Origin of the sequence: Allobosea sp. CRIB-10 (genome assembly GCF_900112185.1) — a bacterium.
Lineage (GTDB): Bacteria > Pseudomonadota > Alphaproteobacteria > Rhizobiales > Beijerinckiaceae > Allobosea.
In genome coordinates, this window is record NZ_FOKP01000034.1 from 23,123 (window position 1) to 44,757 (window position 21,635).

The window sequence follows — 21,635 nt, forward strand, 5'->3', positions numbered from 1 at the left end:
ACGCCCCGCCCCGCATCGCCTATTGGGCAAGCCAGGCATTGAAGCGCTGGGTCAGCGCTTCCGAATTGTCGGTCCAGAAGTTCGCATTGAGCGGCATCGCTCCTTCGAGATTTGCCGGCGTCGTCGGCAGTTCCGTCTGGAATTTTTCAGGAACCATCTTGGCCGCCGCCAGGTTGGGCAGACCGTATGCGATGTATTCCGGCAGCTTCGACTGATTATCCGGCTTGCTGGCGAAGGCGATGAAATCCATGGCCGCATCCTTGTTCGGGCTGCCCTTCAGCACCACCCAGCTGTCGACCGCGTAAATGCTGCCCGGAAACACGAAGCCGAACTTCTTGCCTTCGGTGCGATTGATACCGGTGATGCGGCCATTATAGGCCGCTGTCATCACCACCTCGCCCGAAGACAGGAGTTGCAGCGGCTGCGCGCCGGCTTCCCACCACACCAGATGCGGCTTGATCTGGTCGAGCTTCTTGAAGGCGCGGTCGACGCCTTGTGGCGTGCCCAGCGTCTTGTAGATATCAGCCGCCGGGACGCCATCGGCCAACAGCGCGAACTCAAGTGCATATTTCGCGCCCTTGCGCAGGCCGCGCTTGCCGGGGAACTTCTGTACGTTCCAGAAATCTGCCCAGGACTTCGGGGCATCCGCCAGCTTGGCGCCGTCATAGGCAATACCGGTGGACCATACGATCGCGCCGACGCCGCAATCGCTGACCGCGGCTGACAGGAAGCCCTCTTTGCCGCCGAGCTTCGACCAGTCGATCTTCTCATAAATGCCGTCCGCGCAACCCAGCGCCAGCTCTTCCGCTTCCACCTGCACCGCATCCCAGTTCGGAACGCCGGCCTTCACCTTGGCCTGAACCACGCCATAACCGCCATCCCAGCTCTCATCGAGCAGCGGCTTGCCGGTCAGCTTGGCGAAGGGCTCAAAATAGATTTTCTTCTGCGCGTCCTGATAGTTGCCGCCCCATGATACGACGGTGAGATCGCGCGCCTGCGCGCCGCCGATCAGGGCCGAGCATGCGACGAGAGAGGCGAAGAGCTTTTTCATCGTTTGTCCCCTTGTTGAGTTTTCGCGATCTCGGTCGCCCATATTCAGCTTCGACGGCGCCGTGCGGTTCAATGTGATCACACAATCACGACGAGGGCAAGCTGGAATACCGCCAGCAAGCACGGAGCCTACCACTGTCCCGCTAGTACCTGGATACGGTGGATCAAAAATGATCACCTCAGTGAGAAGTTTTGGCGGTTTACCGTATGGATGTCGGCGGCAACTGTGATTGGCGTGATCACATTGATCTTCGACCTGAAGGCGGGGGCGCGCTACGGCTTCTCGGTGTGGCGGAAGCCGCTTGACGATTTAACAGGTCCGCATTCTGGCAGAGCGTCAACGTCCGCAGATGGCGCACGCCGACCGTCGCAAACGTTAGCCGATCTGGTCACCGCCGCCGCTCCAATGGAGATGAGTTCGCATGAGCGCCGCGGCCTGCTCGCGATCGTCTCGTTCAAGCAGGTCGAGGATCTGGAGATGCTCCTGCGTGTGCCGCTCGACCATCTCCAGATCCGGAATGAAACGGTAGGCGAAGAGACGACGGATGCGGTTGAGCCGCCGCAGCGCGTCGAGCAGAAACGCATTGCCGGAGCATTCTGCGATCGCTTCGTGCACCTCGCAGCCGAAGCGGAACATCTCCGACAGGGTGAAGACCTTCAGCCCATCCTTGCGTACACGCTCCTGATGTTCCCGCACCGGAGCCATCAATTCGGCATTCCAGCGGAATGTCGGCTCGAGGATGCCGCCAGGCTCGATCATCATGCGCAAGCGCCCGGTCTGGGCATAGGCGAGCGGGCTGTTGAGCGTCTGCGTGAAGCGCCAGCCATAGCCGCGCAGACGCTCGACCCAGCCTTCTGCCGCGATCCGGTCGAGCAGGCGCAGCAACTCGGCGCGCTTCAGGCCGTAGCGGCGCATCAGCTCGGCCTCGCTGACGACATCGGGCACGCGCCCTTCGAGCCGGTCCTTGGCGATCGCGAGATAGTGGGCCTCGCTCTGGTCGCCTGCATTAAGGGCCTTCAAGGCGACGTCAGAATCGAGGCTTTGGGCGAGGACGAAGCCTTTGTTCGGAACCGCTTCCGCCAGGCCGGCCTCGGCGAGCGAGCGCAGCGCGGCGCGGACGGGACCGCGCGAAACGCCGAGACGATTGGCGAGCCGATGTTCGAACAGCCGCTCGCCACGCCGGATGTTCTCGCTGCGCGCGATCTCGACGATCTGGCCTGCGAGCTCGATCGCTTTCGGTGACGCTGAAATGCCGTCGCTCATGCCGGCTCTGTACCCGCTGTCCGTCCCGGCTGACTCGCCGCTGCGACTGTAGGCGTCGAGAGGCAATTGACAATCTGATTGCAGATTTTGTACTTTGTAGCAACAAATGACAAAATAATGCTCTAGGGTAGGCGATGCGCGATATCCAAATCTGCGAGGTCGGCCCTCGCGACGGGTTGCAACTGGTGCGTCAGGTGATGCCGACGCAGACGAAGCGGGACTGGATCGAGGCGTTGGCGCGCTGCGGCTTCGGCGAGATCGATGCGACCAGCTTCGTACCGCCGCAGGCCTTCCCGCAATTCGCCGATGCGGCGGAGATGGTGCAAACCGCGCGCGCTGCCGACGCGCAATGGCGGGTCGGCGCGCTAGCGCCGAACGCCAAGGGCGCCGAGCGGGCGATCGTGGCTGGGGCGCAGATGCTCTATTGCATCGTCTCGGCCAGCCACAGCCACAGCATGGCCAATACAAGGCGCACGCGCGATGAGCAGGCGGAGATCGTCGGCGCCATCGTCGCGCAGGCGAAGGCACAGGCCGAGGCGCCCCATGTCATGGGCGGCATCCCGACCGCCTTCGGCTGCTCGCTCGAAGGCCGCGTCGCCGAACGCGACGTCTGTCATGTCGCCGAGGCGCTGGCCCGGCACGGCGTCGACGAGATCGGCCTTGCCGATACGGTCGGCTATGCCGATCCACGGCTTGTCCGCTCGCTCGTCAAGACGGTCCGCGGCGCGGTCGGCCCGGACATGCCGATCCGACTGCACTTCCACGACACGATGGGGCTCGGCCTCGCCAATGTGCTGGCCGGGCTGGAGGTCGGCGTCACCACGTTTGACGCCGCTTGCGGTGGGCTCGGCGGCTGTCCCTTCGCGCCCGGCGCCTCTGGCAACATCGCGACCGAGGATCTGGTCTTCATGCTGGAGCAGATGGGTCTGCGGACTGGCATCGACCTGGAACGCCTGCTCGTCGCGACCGAGATCCTCGCCGACGCATTGCCCGAGGAGCGTATCCGCAGTCATGTCCGCGAGGCCGGCCTGCCGAAGATCTATGGAGTCGCAGCGTGAGCCCGCTGCCGCTCGAAGGGGTTCGCGTCATCGAATTCTCGCAGATGGTGATGGGGCCGTCCTGCGGGATGATCCTCGCCGATCTCGGGGCTGACGTAATCAAGGTCGAGCCGCCGAAGGGCGATCGGACGCGCTTCTTCAAGAGCGTCGCATCCGGCTTCTTCAACACCTACAGCCGCAACAAGCGCAGCGTCGTCATCGACACCGCGACGCCTGAGGGGCGCGAGACGGCGCGCGAGCTGATCCTCGGCGCCGACGTGCTGATCGAGAATTTCCGGCCGGGATTGCTGGCGAGGTACGGCCTCGACTACGAGACGCTCGCCCCCGATTCACCGCGGCTGATCTACTGCTCGCTGAAGGGCTATCTGCCGGGCCCCTACGAGAACCGCCTCGCTCTCGACGAAGTCGTCCAGATGATGGGCGGCCTCGCCTATATGACGGGGCTTCCCGGCAAGCCGATGCGCGCCGGCGCCTCCGTCAACGACATCATGGGCGGCATGTTCGGGGTGATCGCGATCCAGGCGGCACTGGCCCAGCGCGAGCGCACCGGCCAGGGTAGCTACATCCAGAGCGCGCTGTTCGAGAACAACGTCTTCCTGATGGCCCAGGCGATGATGTTCGAGAGCGTGACCGGGGAGCGCTCCGTGCCCTGGTCGGTGAAGGAGTCGCCCTGGCCGGTCTACGACCTCTTCGACACCAGGAGCGGTGACAAGATTTTCATCTCGATCGTCGGCGAGGAACATTGGGAGGCGTTCTGCCGGACCTTCGGCCGCGAGGCCTGGCTCGGCGATCCGCGGCTCCTGACCGGCCAGGGCCGCGTCGACAATCGCGGCTGGATCATCCCCGAGATCAGGTCGATCGTGGCGGGGTACGACATCGCCGAGATCAGCCCCATTCTGGAGCGGCTGGGGCTGCCCTTCGCTCCGGTGAACAAGCCGGGCGATCTGTTCGACGATCCGCATCTCAACGCCTCGGGCGGGCTGCTCGAACTGACCTTGAACAACGGCCACACCGTCAAGACCCCGGCGCTGCCCTTCACCTTCGACGGTCACCGCCTGAAGAAGCGGCGCGATCCGCCGACCATCGGCCAGCACACCGACGAGGTGCTGGCAGAGTTGCAAGACCGGAAAACCGGCACCGCAAACTGACACGATCCAGGGAGGACAGCATGGAGATCACACGTCGAGATTTGCTGGCGGGGGGCGGTAGCCTCGCGATCGCCGGCCTTTCTCCCGCCGTTGGCCGCGCCCAGTCGGCGACGGCTTCGCTCGCCTATGGACCGCAGACCGCAGTCTATGCGCTGGGCGCGATCGCCGAAGCGCGCGGCTTCTTCAAGACCGAGAAGCTCGAGCTCAAGCTCGTCGTCGGCAATGCCGGCACCCATGGCCGCCAGACGCTCGCGGCAGGCCAGGCGCTGTTCGCCCATGGCGATGCGAGCCACCCGCTGCAGCTCTCGACGCGCGGCAAGCCCTGCAAGATCATCATGGCGACGCAGATGATCTCGTCGATCGCCAACGTCGTCGTCCGCAAGGACCTGTTCGATGCCGGCATCGACAGCGTCGAGAAGCTAGCGGCCTACAAGCGACCGAACGGTGGCAAGCCCGTCATCGCCGCCACCGCGATCGGCTCCGGGACCTGGATGTACGGAACCTACACCTTCGAGTCGAAGGGGCTGGGCGACAAGGTGACCTGGGTCGCCGGCGGCGGGCTGAACACCATGCTGCCCGGGCTCGAGACCAAGCAGTTCGATGCGATCATCGCGCCGCCCGGCTGGGTGGTGGAGTCGGAGGCGAAGGGCTTCGGCAAGGCGATCTTCGACACCTCCAAGCCCGGCGTCTTCGTCTCCGCCTATGGCGGCACCGTGCCCGTCCTCGTCCTCTACGCCCTGACGGAGACCTGCGAGCAGGAGAAGGCCAAGGTCCAGGCCTTCGTCAACGCGATGTATCAGGGGATGAAATGGGTCAAGGCGACGCCGGTCGACGAGGTCTACGCACTGGTCGGCGAGAAGCTCTACAGCGGCCAGGATCCCAATGCGGTCAAGGCGGAGCTCGGCTTCGACAAGCAGACCTGGGAGTATGACGGGCGCATCGACAAGGCCTCCTTCGAGCGCGGCGGCAAGGTCTGGTATCGCCAGGGGACCGATATTCCGCCGGCGAAATACGAGGACATCGTCGACATGACGTTCCTTGAAGCCGCACGCGCCAAGTTCGGGTGAGCGGGGTCATGGCGCTGGCTCAACGCACCCGGCCTGACACCCCGCTCGCGCAGGCGGAGCCGGCGCGAGAACGCGTCCGCATCACCGTCCGGAATCTCGACAAGCGCTACGGGTCCGGCGAAGCCGGGGTCAAGGCGGTCGATGACGTCTCCTTCGAGGTCAAGCAGGGCGAGTTCGTCGCGCTGCTCGGTCCGTCCGGCTGCGGCAAGAGCACCATCCTCAACATGGTCGCAGGCCTCATCCCGCGCAGCGGCGGGCAAATCGCGATCGATGCGGACGAGGTCCGCCATGGCGACGTCAATCGCAAGGTCGGCTACGTCTTCCAGCGCGACACCGTGTTCCCCTGGCGGACGGTCGAGGCCAATATCGGCTACGGCCTCGAAATCGCCGGCGTCGACAAGGCCGAGCGCAAGGCCAAGCTCGCGCGGGCGATCGAGACCGCCGGGCTCGGCGGCTTCGGGGCAAAGTTCCCGCGCATGCTCTCGGGCGGCATGCGCCAGCGCGTCGCGCTGATGCGCACGCTGATCATGGAGCCCGAGATCCTGCTGATGGACGAGCCGTTCGGGGCGCTCGACACGCACACCAAGCTCGAAATGCACAAGACGCTGCTCGAGATCTGGGAGCGCGAGCGCCAGACGGTGCTGTTCGTGACGCATGACCTCGGCGAGGCATTGACCCTGGCGAGCCGGATCATCCTGCTCTCGGCGCGGCCCGGCCGACTCAAGGAGGATTTCGAGGTGCCGTTCGCCCGGCCGCGCGACGCGGTCTCGCTGCGCGAGAGCGCCGAGTTCGGCAGGCTCTACTCCCATATCTGGCATTCGCTCGGCGAAGAGTTCCGGCGGACCAAGGCGGAGTGATTAGATGAAACATTCCTCCGCGAAGGTCGTCGCCTGGCAGGTCGCGATCCTGGTCATCGTCCTCTCGATCTGGGAATGGGGCTGGAGCCTGCGCGCCGTCGCTGCACTCAAGCCACTCGTGCCCGGCATCCTCGATCCCTATTTCATCTCCAAGCCGTCGATGATCTGGACGAGCTTCCTGAAGCTGAGCTGCTTCGGCGATGCGGCCGGCTTCGGTGCCTGCTTTGCCCGCAACGACAACAATCTCTGGCTGGCGCTACTGGTCACGTTGAAGAACATGTGGTGGGGCTTCGTCTTCGGCACCGTGTCAGGCGTGGCCTGCGGGCTGATCCTCGGGCGCTCCGATTATCTATCGCGCATCTTCCAGCCCTATGTCGTGGCGATGAACTCGATCCCGCGTATCGCGCTGGTGCCGCTGATCATCCTGATGTTCGGCCTCGGCGACATGTCGAAAATCGTCACGGCCTGGATCGTCGTGTTCTTCGTGGTCTTCTTCAATACCTTCGAGGGCACGCGCGCCGTCGATCGCGACCAGATCGCCGCGGCACGGCTGCTCGGTGCGTCCGAGATGACGGTGCTGCGCACGGTCGTGATCCCCTCGGCGCTGGCCTGGGTGTTCGCCTCGCTGACCCCGGCGGTCTCCTTCGCTCTGATCGGCGTCATCGTCGGCGAGTTCATCGGAGCCGAGCGCGGTCTCGGCAAGCTGATCATCGAGGCCGAGGCGCGGGCCAACGCCGCCGAGATGATGGTCGCGATCTTCGCGATGATGGTCGTCGGCATCCTGCTCGCGACCATCGTCAGGCAGTTGCAGAGCTATCTGCTGCGCTGGCAGCCGCAATTCGAAGCCCAGGCCTGACCGGTCATGCAAGCGATCCGCTTCGACGGCCGGGTGCTGTTCCTGTCGGGCGATGCCAGGATCGTTCGCCGGCAGTTGCAGGGCGAGGACATCGATCGCGCGGCCGCCGGCATCCTGCGCGACGACGTCTCGACCGACGAGATCACGCCGCTGCCCTCGCTGGTGCATTTCGACGACGAGATCGGCCGGCATGCCCATACCGGCTACCGGGCCGGCGATGACAACCCGATCCCGCTTGACGCCCTGCGCCTCGGTGGCTTCGGCGTCCTCGTCGCCGGTCGCCGCTACGGCAAGGGTTCATCGCGCGAGCATGCGCCCCTGGCCGAGCGCGCGGCCGGAATCCAGCTCGTCATCGCCGAGAGCTTCGAGCGGATCTACCGCCAGAACTGCGACAATATCGGGCTGTTCACCTCGACCGATCTCGGCCTGCTCGACGGCATCCGGGCCGGCGAAGCCATTCCGCTCACCGATTTGCTGCAGGGCCGCGACGAACTCGCGGCCCGGATTCTCGCCGCCGGCGGCCTGCTCGAATACGGCAGGGCCCATCTGGCCGATGCGAGACCGGCATCGTCGCCGGATGGCGCGGCGCCGCGAACACTCGTCCAGAAGATCATCGCGCGCCATCTCCTCGCCGAGCCTGGCCGCCGATGGGACGCCGAGCCGGGCAGCGGCGGCTTCGTGAGGGCCCGCTTTCGCTTCATCCACGAGATCTACACGGCGATGGCGGCGCATATGCTGCATCGCTGCTATGGCCGGCCGCTCGCGTTGCACGAGCCGGACACGATCCTCTGCTTCGAGGATCACAACGCCTATGCGCATCGCTCGCCGACGCATCGGCGGCAGAACCTGCTGCCGGCGATCCGCCGGCTCTCCGACGGGCATCGCGCCTTCGCCCGCGACTACGGCCTGAAGGATCACGGCCATCTCGCCGGCGAGGAAGGTTCGGAAGGCATCTCGCACGCGCTGATGGCCGAGGCCTATGCCGTTCCCGGCGAGATCTGCGTCGGCACCGACTCGCATACCCCGCATTCGGGCGCGCTCGGCTGCCTCGCCTTCGGCGTCGGCACGACCGACATGGCCAATGCGTTCATGACCGGCGCGATCCGGCTCACTGTCCCGGAAGCGTTGCTGGTCCGCCTCGAGGGCAACCTGCCGCCGGGCGTAACGGCCAAGGACGTCGTCCTCAAGCTGCTCGCCGAGCCACGGATCCGGGCCGGGCTCGGGCTCGGCCGCGTCTTCGAGTTCGCCGGGCCGGTCGTGTCGGCGATGTCGATCGACGAACGCACGACGCTGACCAACATGACGGCGGAGCTTGGCGGCTTCACCGGAATCGTCGCCCCCGATGCCGAGACCGCCCGCTTCATCCGCGAGCGGCGCGGGAATGAGGTCGTGATCGAGGACTGGATGGCGAGCGATCCCGGCGCGCCCTATGCCGCAGAGCTGACGCTGGACTGCTCGGCCTTGACGCCTATGCTCGCGGCGCCGGGCGACCCCGGCAATGGCGTTTCGTGCGACGAACTCACCACACCCGTCCCAGTCGGCATCGCCTATGGCGGCTCCTGCACGGCGGGCAAGCGCGAGGATTTCGACCAGTATCACGAGGTTCTGCACTGGGCGGCTGCGCGCGGGCTGAAAGTCCCGGACAACGTCACCTTCTATCTGCAGTTCGGCACCGTCGCCGTGCGGCGCTATTGCGAGGAACGCGGTTATCTCGACACGTTCAGGCGTGTCGGCGCTCAGATCCTCAATCCCGCCTGCGGCGCCTGCGCACAATGTGGGCCGGGGGTGTCTTCGCTGGCGGACGAGGTGACGATCAGCGCGATCAACCGCAACTTCCCCGGCCGCTCCGGCCCCGGCCAGGTCTGGCTGGCAAGTCCGCCGACTGTTGCCGCCAGCGCCATTGCCGGCGAGATTGTCTCATTCGGGCGGTTGCAGAGCCAGATCTTAGGCACCCCCGGTCACGTCCAAAGACAGAATGATGACTAATCGCTATGCGCTTGCGGCTCGCTACAGCAATCGACGTCAACTGGTCCGCCCATAGCTGCAAGGGCCGTGTGCAATGTCCGCTTCCTGGCAACCGTCCAATGTCCGGAGTTGGCGCACGGCAGCCGGATCGAAACGGATCTTGTTGCAGGCCAGAGAGCTAGCCGGGCTGTCGTGCGCTTGCTCTGAGAAGCTGCCCATGGCGATATCGGAGGGTGCAACCACCTGCTTAGCTGACGGTTTTGACCCAGAGTCGCGACGTATGCGCGAGGAGGTTAGCAAATGGCCAAACGCATCCTCCATGTCGTCAGCAATGTTGCCCACTATGCCGATCCGACCCAGCCGACCGGCCTGTGGCTGTCGGAGCTGACCCACGCCTACGACGTCTTCGCGGTGAAGGACTACGGTCAGACGATCATGAGTCCGAAGGGCGGTGGCTCGCCCCTCGAACCCCGCGCCCTCAAATGGCCGCTTCTGGACGCCTCGGCGAAAGCCTGGCTGGATGATCCGAGCCGCACGGCTCTTTTACAAGCGACGGCCGGACCTGACGAGATCGACCCGACGGACTTCGATGCGATCTACTTTACCGGCGGCCATGCGGTCATGTGGGATTTTCCGGACAGCGAAGGCTTACAGCGCATCACCCGCTCGATCTGGGAGCGCGGCGGGATCGTCTCCGCGGTCTGCCATGGCTATTGCGGCCTGCTGAACACGAGGCTGTCCGACGGCAAGCTGCTGGTGGCCGGCAAGCGGCTCACCGGCTTTTCCTGGACGGAGGAGGTGCTGGCCGGGGTCGCGAAGAAGATGCCTTACAATGCAGAGGCCGAGATGAAGGCGCGCGGAGCGTTGTACGAAAAAGCCTTCCTGCCGTTCGTTTCCTATGCCGTCGTTGACGGCCGCCTCGTCACCGGACAAAACCCGTGGTCGGCAAAGGCAACGTCAGAGAAAGTCGTGAGCCTTCTTTGATGGCGTTGCCGTTCCATTTGCGAATGGGCCGCCCTCGGATCAGGTCATCGACAGGACGACCTTTCCTTTCGCCCGGCCGGTACCCAGATGCGCGAAAGCGGCCGGCAAGCTCTCGAACGGGAAGACCTGATCGATCACAGGCTTTATACGGTCCTCATCGACGAGACGAGCGATCCCGGCGAGCTGCGCGCCATCGGACTCGGTCAGGAAGCGATAATAGGAAACGCCAGTCTTCCGGCTGGTCGCGAAGACGCGCCGTGCCATGAACCACATGACGAGCCGGATCAGCGGATTGGCTCCGATCTGGTCCGCGAACTAACGGTCCGGCGGGCCGACGATCGAGACGACCGAGCCGCCGCGCCGCGCCACCTTGAACGCATCGAGCGTGAAGGCGCCGCCCAGCGTATCGAAGACGATGTCGTAATCGCCGGGCTCGGTGAGGTAGTCCTGCTTGTCATAGGCTATGATGGTGTCGGCCCCGAGCGCGCGGACGAATTCGGCGTTCCTGCTGCTCGTCGTCGTGGTGACATGCAGGCCGAGCGCCTTGGCATACTGAATGGCGAAGGTGCCGACGCCGCCCGAGCCGGCATGGATCAGGATGCGCTGCCCGGCTTTCGCCCGTGCCCGGTCCACCAGTCCCTGCACCGTCGTCAGGCCGACCAGAGGGAGCGAGGCGGCTTCCACATGCGTGAGCGCCGCGGGTTTGCGCGCGAAGAAGGATTGCGGCAGGGCGATCTTCTCGGGGAAGGTTCCGATGGTTTCGCGCGAGGCCCGCACGAAGACCTCGTCGCCCGGCCTGAAGGCTGTGACGTTCGATCCCACGGCGCGCACCGTGCCGCTGGCGTCGAAGCCAATGGTGTGTGGCAGGTCGTATCGGATGACCTGCTTCAGGTCGCCGGCGATCGTCTTCTGATCGATCGGATTGAGCGCGGCTGCCTTGATGTCGCAGACGACCTCGTCAGCCCCTGGCACAGGGTCAGGAAGGTCGAGGAGCCGGACGACATCCGGAATCTTGCCGTAAGCCGTCATCATATAGGCGCGCATGGCAGGTTAGACCGCTCTGGCGCGAGGACGCCGCATTGCCTTGCCGGCCGGTTTGTCGTCGACCGCGCCTGTCGGCGTGTCGACAGCCTTGCCGAGCATCCGCGACAGAACCCTGCGGGCATTGGCGGCGCAATCCATGTCGCCGGGCTTCGCCTCGATGTCGCCGATGAGTCCCACGAGCTGCGCCTTGCTCTCAGCCAGCCGGTGCTCCAGCGCCTCGATGTCCCTGACCTTCTTTCGGAGAGCATCGAGCAGCGCATCATGCTCCCACCGCTCTAGGTCGCTCGGGAGAAGCGTGCGGATCTCGTCGAGCGTGAAGCCCGCCTTCTGCGCCGTCGTGATGAGTTCGAGGACGAGCACCGCATCGGACGAATAGGTGCGGTAGCCGTTCGGACGACGGTCTACCGTCTTCAGGAGGCCCGCGCTCTCATAGAAGCGGATGCGCGAGTTTGTCAGGCCGGTCCGCTTGGCCAGTTCCCCGATGTTCATGGTCGCAAATCCCAGTGAAAAATTCTCTTGACCTTCAACTTAACTGAAACGTTACGGTCTGTCCAAATCTTTCTAGGAGCGACCGATGTCCCTGTTTTCCCCGCTTGTCCTGCCCAACGGCGCCACTATCCCGAACCGCATCGCCAAGGCGGCGATGGAAGAGAACATGGCCGACGATGATCATGCCCCGTCGGTCGAACTCATCCGCCTGTACCAGAACTGGGCCGATGGCGAGGCCGGGCTGATCATCACCGGCAACGTCATGGTCGACGCCCGCGCCATGACGGGTCCGGCGGGTGTGGTGCTGGAAGATGATCGCTATCTCGACCGCTTCAAGGCCTGGGCCGATGCGGCCCGCTCGGGCGGCGGCCAGGTCTGGATGCAGATCAACCATCCCGGCCGGCAGATGCCTGCCGGTCTGGGTCAGGAGACGCTGGCGCCGTCCGCGATCGCGCTGGACCTCGGCGCGCAGTCGAAGCGCTTTCCGGTGCCGCGCGAGATGACGGAGGCCGATATCGCCGAGGTCGAGCAGCGCTTCGTGAAGACCGCTCTCCTGGCCGAGGCGGCCGGGTTTGCCGGCGTGGAGATCCATGCGGCGCACGGCTATCTGCTCAGCCAGTTCCTATCCCCCTTGTCGAACCATCGGCAGGACCGCTGGGGCGGCAGCTTGGAGAACCGCGCACGCCTGCTGCTCGACATCGTGCGCGGCGTGCGCGCTGTCGTCGCTCCCGGTTTTGCAGTCTCGATCAAACTCAACTCCGCCGACTTCCAACGCGGCGGATTCTCCCCGGAGGATGCGCAGGCCGTGGTCGTGATGCTCAATTCCCTCGGCGTCGATCTCGTCGAACTCTCAGGCGGCAGCTATGAGGCGCCGGCGATGATGGGCTCGGCTCGGGACGAGCGTACCCTCGCGCGCGAAGCGTATTTTCTTGAATTCGCCCGCGACATCGCCACGGTCGCGACCATGCCTCTGATGGTCACCGGCGGGATCAGGCGGCGCGAGGTCGCGGAGCAGGTCGTCGCCAGCGGTGTGGCCATGGCGGGGATCGCCACCGCACTCGCGATCGATCCGAGCCTTCCGCGCAAATGGAAGCAGGGTCAGGCGGACGCTCCCGCACTGAAGCCGATCACCTGGAAGAACAAGCCGATCGCGTCGGCGGCTCATATGGCAGCGGTCCGATACCAGCTCGTGCGCCTCGGCGACCGGCGGCGCACAGCGCCGAAGGTGTCGCCGATCTGGGCGCTGATCACCGCGCAGATGGCCGCCAGGCGACACACCCGGCGATACCGGCACTGGATGGCGCAACGGCGCTCGGCCGCCTGAACGAAAGCCGCGCGCCGGCCAGCGCCGGCGCGCTCCCCCATCGTCTCCAGGACCAAACCGATCCTCGAGACAAACTCGTGAGATGAACGTGACGGTTCCGGCTCTCCTCGATCCCCTCGCCGACATGGCAGGCCTGCTGGAACGCCAGCGCGCCGCCTTTCTCAATGATGGGCCGCCCAGCCTTGGCGAGCGCAAGAAGCGCCTCAAGCGCCTGCGCGATGTGGTCCTCGCGCATCGCAGCGCTTTGGGCGATGCGGTCAGCGCCGATTTCGGCCACCGCTCCCGTCACGAGACCGAGATCATGGAACTGGTCGGCGTCGTCCAGTCGATCGACTATCTCACGCGAAACCTGCGCCGTTTCATGAAGCGCGAGCGTCGCCATGTCGATCTGTTCTACCGCTCGGGTCGCGCCTATGTGCACTATCAGCCCAAGGGCGTGATCGGCGTGATGGCGCCCTGGAATTACCCCATCTCCCTGACGCTCATCCCGCTTGCGACCGCTCTGGCCGCCGGCAACCGCGCTATGCTGAAGCCCTCCGAGCTCACGCCGCGGACCAGCGAGCTGATGCAGCGGATGCTCGCCTCGGTCTTCCCGGCGGAAGAGGTCGCGGTCGTCCTCGGCGGGCCGCAGGTCGGCGCCGCGTTCAGCGGCCTGCCGTTCGATCATCTGCTGTTCACTGGAAGTACGCCGGTCGGCCGCAAGGTCATGAAGGCGGCGAGCGACAATCTCGTGCCGGTGACGCTGGAGCTCGGCGGCAAGAGCCCCGCAATCGTCGCAAAAGGCCATGTCAACGAACGCACGATCGGCAGTCTCGTCTTCGGCAAGCTCTCCAATAGTGGGCAGACCTGCGTCGCCCCGGATTACGCCCTCGTGCATGAGGACGACGTTGAAGCGTTCGTCGGACAATTCGGCGCGGCCGTCACGCGCGCCTATCCGGCGGGGCCGACAGGCGACGACTACACCTCGATCGTCAATGATCGGCACTACGAGCGCCTGAAGGGGCTGATCGACGATGCGCGGCGCCTCGGCGCTCGCGTCATCGAGGCCGGCACGCTGCCAAAGACTGCCATCGCGCGACCGCGCACGCTCGCGCCGACCCTGGTCGTGGGCGCCACGGACGATATGGCGGTCATGCAGGAAGAAATCTTCGGCCCGATCCTACCGGTACAGACCTATCGGACGATCGACGACGTGATCGAGTACGTGAACGCGCGCACCCGTCCGCTGGCGCTCTATTATTTCGGCGAGCGGGATGCCGATTGCGCAAGTCTGCTGGCGCGCACGACCTCCGGCAATGTCGGCATCAACAACACGATGATCCATGTCGCGCAGGATGATCTGCCGTTCGGCGGCGTCGGCCCAAGCGGCATGGGCGCCTATCACGGCATCGAGGGCTTCCGGGCCATGAGCCATGCGAAAGGCGTGTTCGAACAGGGGCGGTGGGCGTTGCCGAGCTTGCTGAGGGCACCTTTCGGCCGGCTGGTGGATCTGGCCTTGTCGAGCGTGCTCGGCCGACGCTGAGCCAAGCAGCGTTGCCGACAATGGCTGCGTGCGTGGGCGCATTGCAGAGAGATTCTGGCTCCCTGCAATGCCGCCGATTTGACGATGGCGACCGCGCCTAGCTGCGGATGAACTTCAGCAGATCCGCGTTGACGACATCGGCGTTGACGGTGAGCATCCCGTGCGAGAAGCCGGGATAGATGATCAGCGTGCTGTTCTGCAGCAGCTTGTCCTGCATGATCGCCGCACATTTGTAGGGAACGACCTGGTCGTCGTCGCCCTGCATGACCAGCATCGGGACGGTGATCGCCTTCAGGTCCTCGGTCTGGTCGGTCTCGGAGAAGGCCTTGATGCCTTCGTAATGCGCCTTGGCGCTGCCCATCATGCCCTGCCGCCACCAATTCTCGATCACCCCTTGCGAAGGCTTGGCGCCCGGACGGTTGTAGCCGTAGAACGGCCCCGCCGGGACGTCGATGAAGAACTGCGCCCTGTTGGCCGCCAAGGCCGCCCGGAAACCGTCGAAAACCTCGATCGGCGTGCCGTCCGGATTGCTGGCCGTCTTGACCATCAGCGGCGGCACGGCACTGACCAGCACCCCTTTGGCGACGCGGCCCTGAGGCTGGCCGTGCTGTGCGATATAGCGCGCGACCTGCCCGCCGCCGGTCGAATGGCCGATATGGATGGCATTCCTGAGGTCGAGATGTTCGGCGACCGCCGAAGCGTCGGCCGCATAGTGATCCATGTCATGCCCGTCGCTGACCTGCGCAGAGCGGCCGTGCCCACGCCTGTCATGGGCAACGACGCGAAAGCCTTCCTTGAGGAAGAACAGCATCTGGTTGTCCCAGTCATCGGCGCTGAGCGGCCAGCCATGGTGGAAATGGATGGGCTGCGCGTCCCTCGGCCCCCAATCCTTGTAGAAGATCTCGGTCCCGTCGCGGGTGGTGACGAATGGCATGGCTGCTCTCCTTCCTGCAGGTGACTGGATCAAACAGGCTCAACTTCGAAAACTTGCGACTGCGGCCGGCACAGGGGCCCTCTGGGCGGGACCTCAGCATCCGGCGCTTCCAGTCCATCAAACATGGCGGGGCCGAGCGTAAGATTAAACCTATGTTGAAGGTCAAGCGGCGGTTGTCGCGTTCCGGCGGCCAGCATGTCCGGCCGCCCAAAGGAGCTACGAAAGCCGCTTGACACTAAAGTTAACTTTAACGTTAGAGCTTCGACATCAGCAACCCCTTTGAGGTGCCGTCGATGAACACCAGAAATCTCGCCGCTGCGTTCGGTGCTATCCTGAGCCTGCTCACCAGCTCCAGTTGGGCGGACGATCGCCCGGTGATGAAGCAACCGGAGAGCACGACCATGATCGACATCGCTGGCCAGCAGGTGCCCGTGGTCAAGGGCGGGCTCTACGACCGCTATCGCTCCAATCCTCCGCTGTCGGTCATTGCCGCAGAGGCGCCAGATGTGGACCTCTCCTGGTTCAGGCAGCTCAAAAAGGAGCGCGTCGACATCGGCTTCGAGTCCTACTCCCCGAATTTCTACTACAAGAACAGCCGGGTCACGGCGATCTTCACGGCCGACCTGGACAAGCTGAAGGAACTCATGCCGGCCGAGGTGCTGGCGAAGGTTCAGCCGCTTCAGGTGTGGCCCGGCCGAGGCCTGATCGCCCTGACGGCTTACATCTATCGTTATTGCGATAATGACAGCTACGAAGAGATCGGCCTGTCTGTCATCACCAACAAGCCAGGCTCCTTCAATCTCGGCCCCTTCTCGTTGCTCGGCCAGATGATGGACAGCGATTTCTGGGGCTATGTGCTCAAGCTTCCGGTCAACACCGAACTGGCCCGGGTGCGCGGCGTGGTGGGCTACAACCTGCCGAAATGGCTGACCGACATCAGTTACAAGGAGACCGACAAATCCGTCGTCGTCGAGATTTTCGACGCACAGACCAGGAAGGTCGATGTCACCTTCGAGACGCGCAAGCTTGCCGATGTTTCCAGCAAGGAATCGATGGTCAAGAACAGCTTCACCAACCTCGACCAGAAGGGCCGCCTGACGACAGGCTACACGGTCTCGCGCCAGTTGCGCCATGCCAGCAGCTCCAGCGCAGATGCCGTGAAGCTGACGCTCGGGGACGGTAGCCTGTCGACCTACATCAAGGCGCTCAAGCTCGGCACGCTGGTGAAGTATGAATACGTGCCGGAGTTCCAGGGCGCGCTATACTCGCCCAAAGTGCTGTGAGGCGTGCCCCGGTCTTCATTTGGGAGCTCGACTGGCCTCCAGCCTGCTGAGGTCCCCATCGTTAGAGTGAACTGCCGGTCGCAAGGCCGGCATCCAATCAGCGCGCAGCTCTCGGGAGGTCCGCTTTCGGGCAGGAACTCAGAGTCTGCTTGTGGCGCATTCGATCCGCGCCGGATGTTCGATGAGTGGCCCAGGGCCGGCGTCCCATTAATGGCGTGTTCTGCTTGGGGCGAAGACAGTCAATTTGGAACCAGGCCGCTGCGCGCCGGCAGACGACAACGTCATTGGCACCGTTACGGCTGCTCAGGTTCTGTCGAGGTCCATGACCACACGCTATCCCCGCGCGTGGTCGTTGCCACCGTGCGCGGCGATGAACATGGCGACGGCCGACCGGCAGTAGGATTTGATTTCGTTGTCGTTCTCAGCTCTCGCCTGATCGAAGCGCGCGATCATCAGGAGATCTGATCCTTTGAAAAGCGCGCCAAACAAGCGGGCGGACTGGAGAGGATCGGGCACGTTCAGGAGCGCCTTGGCGTGCATCTGACGCAACAGGGCCTCGATTTGGCCGATAACATGGGCGCCGCCGGCCTCGTAAAAGAGCTTGCTTAGCGACTTTTGGTTCGTCTTGTCGGCCATGATCATGGCCTCGACACTGCGGACGTCCGGGCTCAGCAGCGTGCGAAGCAGGGATGTTCCCACCGCCATGAGCTGATCTTCGGCCGATCCCTCGACCCCTTCAACAAGGGCCAGAGGTGCAAACTGATGGCAGTGGGCCGCGATGGCCGCGCCGAACAGTGCCTCCTTGTTCTCGAAGTGCCGATAGATGCTGAGCTTCGAGATTTTCGCTCGCTGGGCGACCTTGTCCAGGGTCGTCGCTTGAAAACCCAATTCCACAAAGAGTTCGCTCGCGGCGTCGACGATCGTCTGACCGAGCGCTTGGTTGGGAGGCCGGCCGCGCCGGCCTTGGTTGTTTTCAGTCACGGCAATTATGGTCCTTGACAGTATCCTAATTCCTTATACGATACCATTCAGTTTCCAAATTACGCAAGCGCGTTCGTCGGACGTTTGCCGATCGAAAGCACGAGAGATCCATGCAGCGACGAACCCTGCTGAAGCTGGCTGCCGCGCTTTCCGCCATCGGCATCGCCCGCGCCCCGGCCACCGCCAGGTCCAGCCGATCCTCTTCCAACCAGAACAAGGAGCTCATCACCATGAATGACGTCATCATCATCGGCGGCAGCTTTGCCGGTCTCGCCGCCGCGCTGCAGCTCGGCCGTGCCCGCCGCAAGGTCACCGTTCTCGATACCGGCCTGCAGCGCAATCGCTTCGCCGGCCGCTCGCACGGTATGCTCGGCCACGATCACAAGCCACCATCGGCCATCCTGACCGAGGCGCGGCGGCAACTGGCGCACTATCCCACGATCAGGCTGGTCAATGCCGGGGCCGACAGCGTCTCCGGCGCCATCGACGATTTTTCCGTCCTCACCGGCGATGGCGAAAGCCTTAAGGCGCGCCGTCTGATCCTGAGCTATGGCATCGTCGACCAGATGCCTGATGTTCCGGGCTTTGCCGAAGCCTGGGGCACCGCCATCGTGCCCTGTCCCTATTGCGACGGCTTTGAAGTGGCCGACCAGCATTGGGGCCTTGTCTGGTCGGGTCCGCAGTCGATGAATCAGGTCAGGCTGTTTCACGATTGGACCGACAATTTGACGGTCTTCGCTGATGTCCACGACATCGCACCCGACTTCCGGGCCGATCTGGCAGGCCGCAAGGTACCTGTCATTGATGGACGGATCACCGGGGTCGCCCGTCACGGGAGCCATGGTGCCACCATCAAGATCGATACCGGCCCCGATGTCGCGGTCGACATTCTGTTCGCGCATCCGCGCAACAAGCCGTCCGCCAGCCTGCATGAGACACTAGGTCTCACCACCGTCGCTACGCCAACCGGCATCGCAATCAAGACCGACGACCGCCGCGAAACCAGCACGCCCGGCATTTATGCCGCCGGCGACCTCGCCAACCCCGGGATCCCCTCGGTCACCACGGCAACATGGCAAGGCGCGATGGCGGGCATCTTCGCCCAGCAGTCGATGCTGGTTTGAGAGCAGAGAATGGAGATGAACATGGCCGTCGAACCGGACAGCGCGGGTGTGCGCTTCCCCCCGCCCCTCATATATCTGGGAGCTCTGCTGCTGGGGCTGGCGGCGGAGCGGTTCGTCGCTCTGCGCTCTTTCGGGATCGACTGGCGGTTGCTGGTCGCAGCAGGCGCGCTGCTGTTCGCTGCGGGCGCGGCGATAATGCTCGCGGCGGCGGGGCTGTTCCGGCGGCTAGGCACCAACGTTCGGCCGTCGCGGCCTACGAGCCTCATCGCAACGACCGGCCCTTATCGGTGGACCCGCAATCCCATGTATCTCGGCATGGCGCTTGTCTGTGCCGGCCTTGCGATCGGCTTCGACGGACCGATCGCCTTCGTCTTGCTCCAGTTGCTGCTGATCGCGATCCAGACGCAGGTGATCGCCCGCGAGGAGCGCTATCTCGAAGCGAAGTTCGGCGACGACTACCGCCGTTACAAGGCCAAGGTTCGCCGCTGGCTCTGACTATTCCGCTGCTGCCGCCTGCGGACCATCTGGCCTCGGACGCCCTTCAGGCTTTGATCCTCAGCCGACCGCTCTTGGAGAAGCCTGACACCTGAAGCTTGGAGATCGGTCTCATGGCGCCATCACCTTTCGCATCGAAGCCCGCTGCATCGATCGCGTGGTGAAGCGGTTCGTGAATGCGACGACCTTGTTGAGCAGACCTGCAATGACGGATGGCTTTGCCTGAGCCAGTGCGCTCAATCCAGCCTCGGCGACGGGGCGAGGCTTCATGGTCAGCCTGCGCAGCATCGGCGAGACGCGGGCGTCGGCTGCCGCATCGAATCCGGTTTCGGTATGGCCGGGGCAGAGCGTGGTGACGACGACGCCTCGCGAACGCAACTCATCGTGAAGCGCTTCGCCGAAGGAGAGCACATAGGACTTCGTCGCGGCATAGGCCGCATAGGTGGGAACCGGCTGGAAGGCCAGCAGACTGGCGACGAGAAGCATCTCGCCGGAGCCTCGGCTGGCCATGTCCCGCCCGAAGGCGTAGCTCAGCTCGGTCAGCGCCGTCACATTGAGCTGGATCATCTCGGCGGTGCGCGCGAACGGCGTGTCGAGAAAGTCGCCGTGCAGGCCAAAGCCCGCATTGTTGACCAGGAGATCGATCCGCAGCGCCTTCGCGTCCAGATTCTCTTTCAAACGGCCGGCAGCGCCGGGAGCGGAGAGGTCGACCGGCTCGACATGGATCTCGACGCCGTGCTTCCGGCGAAGCTCGAAGGCGAGCCTTTCCATCGGCTCGCGTCGCCGCGCCGCGAGCACGAGATTGACCTTTCGAGCCGCCAGAAGCTCTGCGAATTCGACGCCGAGGCCGCTCGATGCGCCCGTCACAAGGGCCCATTTTCCCGAGGGCGCGTCCAAGGTGCTTCCAGCGGGGGAACCGTTCGCGTTCTGCATGTGATGACCTTTCGAATAGATGCCCCTAAGCATCGTTCGAGACCCGCGCTTCGATGATGGTGGAAGGCTGCTTTTCGCGTCGCGGACGGTCGCGATAGACGGGAGCGAAGGCCGCGAGCGCGCCGACCGAGGCTGCCGTCATGACGATGGCGAGCGAGACCGACGGCGAGAACGGCATCGCGCTCGCCAGCGTCGAACCGATGGCCGCGCTGCCCATCTGGAGGAAACCGAGTAGCGCAGAGGCCGAGCCGGCCTGGCGGCCAAAGGGCTGCAGCGCGATCGCCGTGCCGAGCGGATTGATCAGCCCCATGCCGAAGAGGACGATCGAAAGAGCCGCGGTGAAGGTCGTATAGGTCGGCTGCGACGCCACTGCGACCATCCCCAGCGAGCCGGCGGCGAAGATGATCAGCCCAGCGAGGCCAGTGGTCCGGTCGCCATGGCGCCGCGCCAGCAGAGGCGCCAGGAACCCGGCTGCAAAGACGATCAGCACCGTCGCTGCGAAGGATAGACCCATTTCGAGCGGCGTCAGTCCAAGCTGACCCATCAGGACGCCGGGCGCCGCGGCAAAGAAGCTGAACAAGCCGCCCAGCACCATGCTGACCGAGAGGGCCGGCAACAGGAAGCGACCGTCGACGAGGAGGGACCGATAGGTCGTCGCCACATTGCCGAGCGCGAGCGTGCTCCTGGCGTCAACCGGATGGGTCTCGCCGACCCGCCGCAGGTAGAGTAGCGCGAGCGCCGCCGCGCAGAGGGCGACGAACGCGAAGCTCGCTCGCCAGCCCGACAGATCGACGAGGACGCTGCCGAGAAGCGGCGAGAACCCGGGTGCGACGGCCCCGGCGATCATGGTGAGGGACAGCACCCGCCCGAGCGTCTCGCCCTGGCACAGATCGCGCGCGATGGCGCGGGCGAGCACGGATGAGGCGCAGGCCCCCATGGCCTGGACGACCCGGCCGAGCACGAGCCCGGACACGTTGTCAGCTTGTGCGCAGATGATGCTTCCCGCCAAGAAGGTGGCGAGGCCGCCAAGAACCAGCGCCCTTCTTCCGAAACGATCCGAGAGCGGGCCGACAACCAGTTGCCCCAGCGCAAAGGTGAGGAAGAAGCTGCTCAGGAGAATCCCGAGCTGGGTGCCCGTCAGGCCAAGCTCGGCCGACATGCGTGGAAAAGCCGGGAGTATAATGTTCGTCGCAAGCGTACCTAGGGCGGCCAGACCGGCGAGAAGCACGACGATAGGACCGCTGACTTCGCGGGCTT

The 21,635-nt window shown here is 64.6% G+C and carries 19 protein-coding genes and 1 pseudogene; 12 read left to right on the forward strand and 8 right to left on the reverse strand.

All coding sequences use genetic code 11. The features are described 5' to 3' along the window. Positions 1-19 precede the first annotated feature (19 nt). Together BMZ69_RS28050 and BMZ69_RS28055 are read right to left on the reverse strand one after the other, a co-directional pair. Positions 20-1,051: an ABC transporter substrate-binding protein gene (locus tag BMZ69_RS28050; RefSeq protein WP_092163186.1), complete on the reverse strand. Its 1,032-nt coding sequence runs from the start codon at positions 1,049-1,051 to the stop codon at positions 20-22. 375 nt (positions 1,052-1,426) lie between these two features. Continuing rightward, the gene (locus tag BMZ69_RS28055) at positions 1,427-2,314 is read right to left on the reverse strand and encodes a GntR family transcriptional regulator (protein ID WP_092163187.1); all 888 of its coding nucleotides are present in this window, start codon (positions 2,312-2,314) and stop codon (positions 1,427-1,429) included. Between the two features lie 134 nt (positions 2,315-2,448). On the opposite strand from BMZ69_RS28055, the gene BMZ69_RS28060 reads away from it, so the two are divergent. The 7 genes from BMZ69_RS28060 (at position 2,449) to BMZ69_RS28090 (ending at position 10,249) form a co-directional block, all read left to right on the forward strand. Continuing rightward, positions 2,449-3,372, forward strand: coding sequence for a hydroxymethylglutaryl-CoA lyase (locus BMZ69_RS28060; RefSeq protein ID WP_092163189.1), 924 nt, complete (start codon positions 2,449-2,451; stop codon positions 3,370-3,372). Further along, positions 3,369-4,520 carry a CaiB/BaiF CoA transferase family protein gene (locus BMZ69_RS28065; protein ID WP_244543588.1) on the forward strand — a complete coding sequence of 384 codons (1,152 nt, stop codon included), beginning with the start codon at positions 3,369-3,371 and terminating at the stop codon, positions 4,518-4,520. The genes BMZ69_RS28060 and BMZ69_RS28065 overlap by 4 nt, the downstream gene beginning before the upstream one ends. A 20-nt stretch (positions 4,521-4,540) precedes the next feature. Beyond that, a complete protein-coding gene (locus BMZ69_RS28070) occupies positions 4,541-5,587 on the forward strand; it encodes an ABC transporter substrate-binding protein (RefSeq protein ID WP_092163190.1) in 1,047 nt (348 codons plus the stop codon). A gap of 8 nt (positions 5,588-5,595) precedes the next feature. Continuing rightward, a complete protein-coding gene (locus BMZ69_RS28075) occupies positions 5,596-6,444 on the forward strand; it encodes an ABC transporter ATP-binding protein (protein ID WP_092163192.1) in 849 nt (282 codons plus the stop codon). 4 nt (positions 6,445-6,448) lie between these two features. Then, positions 6,449-7,300: an ABC transporter permease gene (locus tag BMZ69_RS28080; protein ID WP_092163193.1), complete on the forward strand. Its 852-nt coding sequence runs from the start codon at positions 6,449-6,451 to the stop codon at positions 7,298-7,300. Positions 7,301-7,306: 6 nt separating this feature from the next. Continuing rightward, on the forward strand, positions 7,307-9,286 hold the full coding sequence (locus tag BMZ69_RS28085) for an aconitase family protein (RefSeq protein WP_092163194.1): 1,980 nt from the start codon (positions 7,307-7,309) through the stop codon (positions 9,284-9,286). Between the two features lie 279 nt (positions 9,287-9,565). Beyond that, entirely contained in the window at positions 9,566-10,249 is a 684-nt protein-coding gene (locus BMZ69_RS28090; RefSeq protein ID WP_092163195.1) for a type 1 glutamine amidotransferase domain-containing protein, read from the forward strand. Between the two features lie 39 nt (positions 10,250-10,288). On the opposite strand, the pseudogene BMZ69_RS28100 reads toward BMZ69_RS28090, so the two are convergent. Further along, a pseudogene (locus BMZ69_RS28100) lies at positions 10,289-11,293 on the reverse strand (NADP-dependent oxidoreductase). Positions 11,294-11,299: 6 nt separating this feature from the next. Beyond that, positions 11,300-11,782, reverse strand: a complete 483-nt coding sequence (locus BMZ69_RS28105) for a MerR family transcriptional regulator (RefSeq protein ID WP_092163202.1) — start codon at positions 11,780-11,782, stop codon at positions 11,300-11,302. Between the two features lie 85 nt (positions 11,783-11,867). Here BMZ69_RS28105 and BMZ69_RS28110 point away from each other — a divergent pair, with 85 nt between their 5' ends. After that, positions 11,868-13,106 carry an NADH:flavin oxidoreductase/NADH oxidase family protein gene (locus tag BMZ69_RS28110; protein ID WP_092163204.1) on the forward strand — a complete coding sequence of 413 codons (1,239 nt, stop codon included), beginning with the start codon at positions 11,868-11,870 and terminating at the stop codon, positions 13,104-13,106. A gap of 88 nt (positions 13,107-13,194) precedes the next feature. After that, the gene (locus BMZ69_RS28115; RefSeq protein WP_348272507.1) at positions 13,195-14,628 is read left to right on the forward strand and encodes a coniferyl aldehyde dehydrogenase; all 1,434 of its coding nucleotides are present in this window, start codon (positions 13,195-13,197) and stop codon (positions 14,626-14,628) included. 97 nt (positions 14,629-14,725) lie between these two features. On the opposite strand, the gene BMZ69_RS28120 is transcribed toward BMZ69_RS28115, so the two are convergent. Beyond that, positions 14,726-15,562, reverse strand: a complete 837-nt coding sequence (locus BMZ69_RS28120; protein WP_092163207.1) for an alpha/beta fold hydrolase — start codon at positions 15,560-15,562, stop codon at positions 14,726-14,728. A 284-nt stretch (positions 15,563-15,846) separates the two neighbouring features. On the opposite strand from BMZ69_RS28120, the gene BMZ69_RS28125 reads away from it, so the two are divergent. Next, positions 15,847-16,845, forward strand: a complete 999-nt coding sequence (locus BMZ69_RS28125; protein WP_210188108.1) for an acetoacetate decarboxylase (ADC) — start codon at positions 15,847-15,849, stop codon at positions 16,843-16,845. A gap of 333 nt (positions 16,846-17,178) precedes the next feature. On the opposite strand, the gene BMZ69_RS28130 is transcribed toward BMZ69_RS28125, so the two are convergent. After that, entirely contained in the window at positions 17,179-17,826 is a 648-nt protein-coding gene (locus BMZ69_RS28130; protein ID WP_092163208.1) for a TetR/AcrR family transcriptional regulator, read from the reverse strand. Positions 17,827-18,056: 230 nt separating this feature from the next. Between BMZ69_RS28130 and BMZ69_RS28135 the strand changes: the two genes are divergently transcribed. After that, the gene (locus tag BMZ69_RS28135; RefSeq protein ID WP_175507018.1) at positions 18,057-18,950 is read left to right on the forward strand and encodes an NAD(P)/FAD-dependent oxidoreductase; all 894 of its coding nucleotides are present in this window, start codon (positions 18,057-18,059) and stop codon (positions 18,948-18,950) included. Between the two features lie 21 nt (positions 18,951-18,971). Further along, entirely contained in the window at positions 18,972-19,445 is a 474-nt protein-coding gene (locus tag BMZ69_RS28140; protein ID WP_092163224.1) for a methyltransferase family protein, read from the forward strand. Between the two features lie 111 nt (positions 19,446-19,556). Here the strand turns inward: BMZ69_RS28140 and BMZ69_RS28145 are convergent, their stop codons facing one another. Together BMZ69_RS28145 and BMZ69_RS28150 are read right to left on the reverse strand one after the other, a co-directional pair. Continuing rightward, positions 19,557-20,378, reverse strand: coding sequence for an SDR family NAD(P)-dependent oxidoreductase (locus BMZ69_RS28145; protein ID WP_175507017.1), 822 nt, complete (start codon positions 20,376-20,378; stop codon positions 19,557-19,559). Between the two features lie 25 nt (positions 20,379-20,403). Next, a complete protein-coding gene (locus tag BMZ69_RS28150) occupies positions 20,404-21,606 on the reverse strand; it encodes a multidrug effflux MFS transporter (RefSeq protein WP_244543590.1) in 1,203 nt (400 codons plus the stop codon). Positions 21,607-21,635 lie beyond the last annotated feature (29 nt).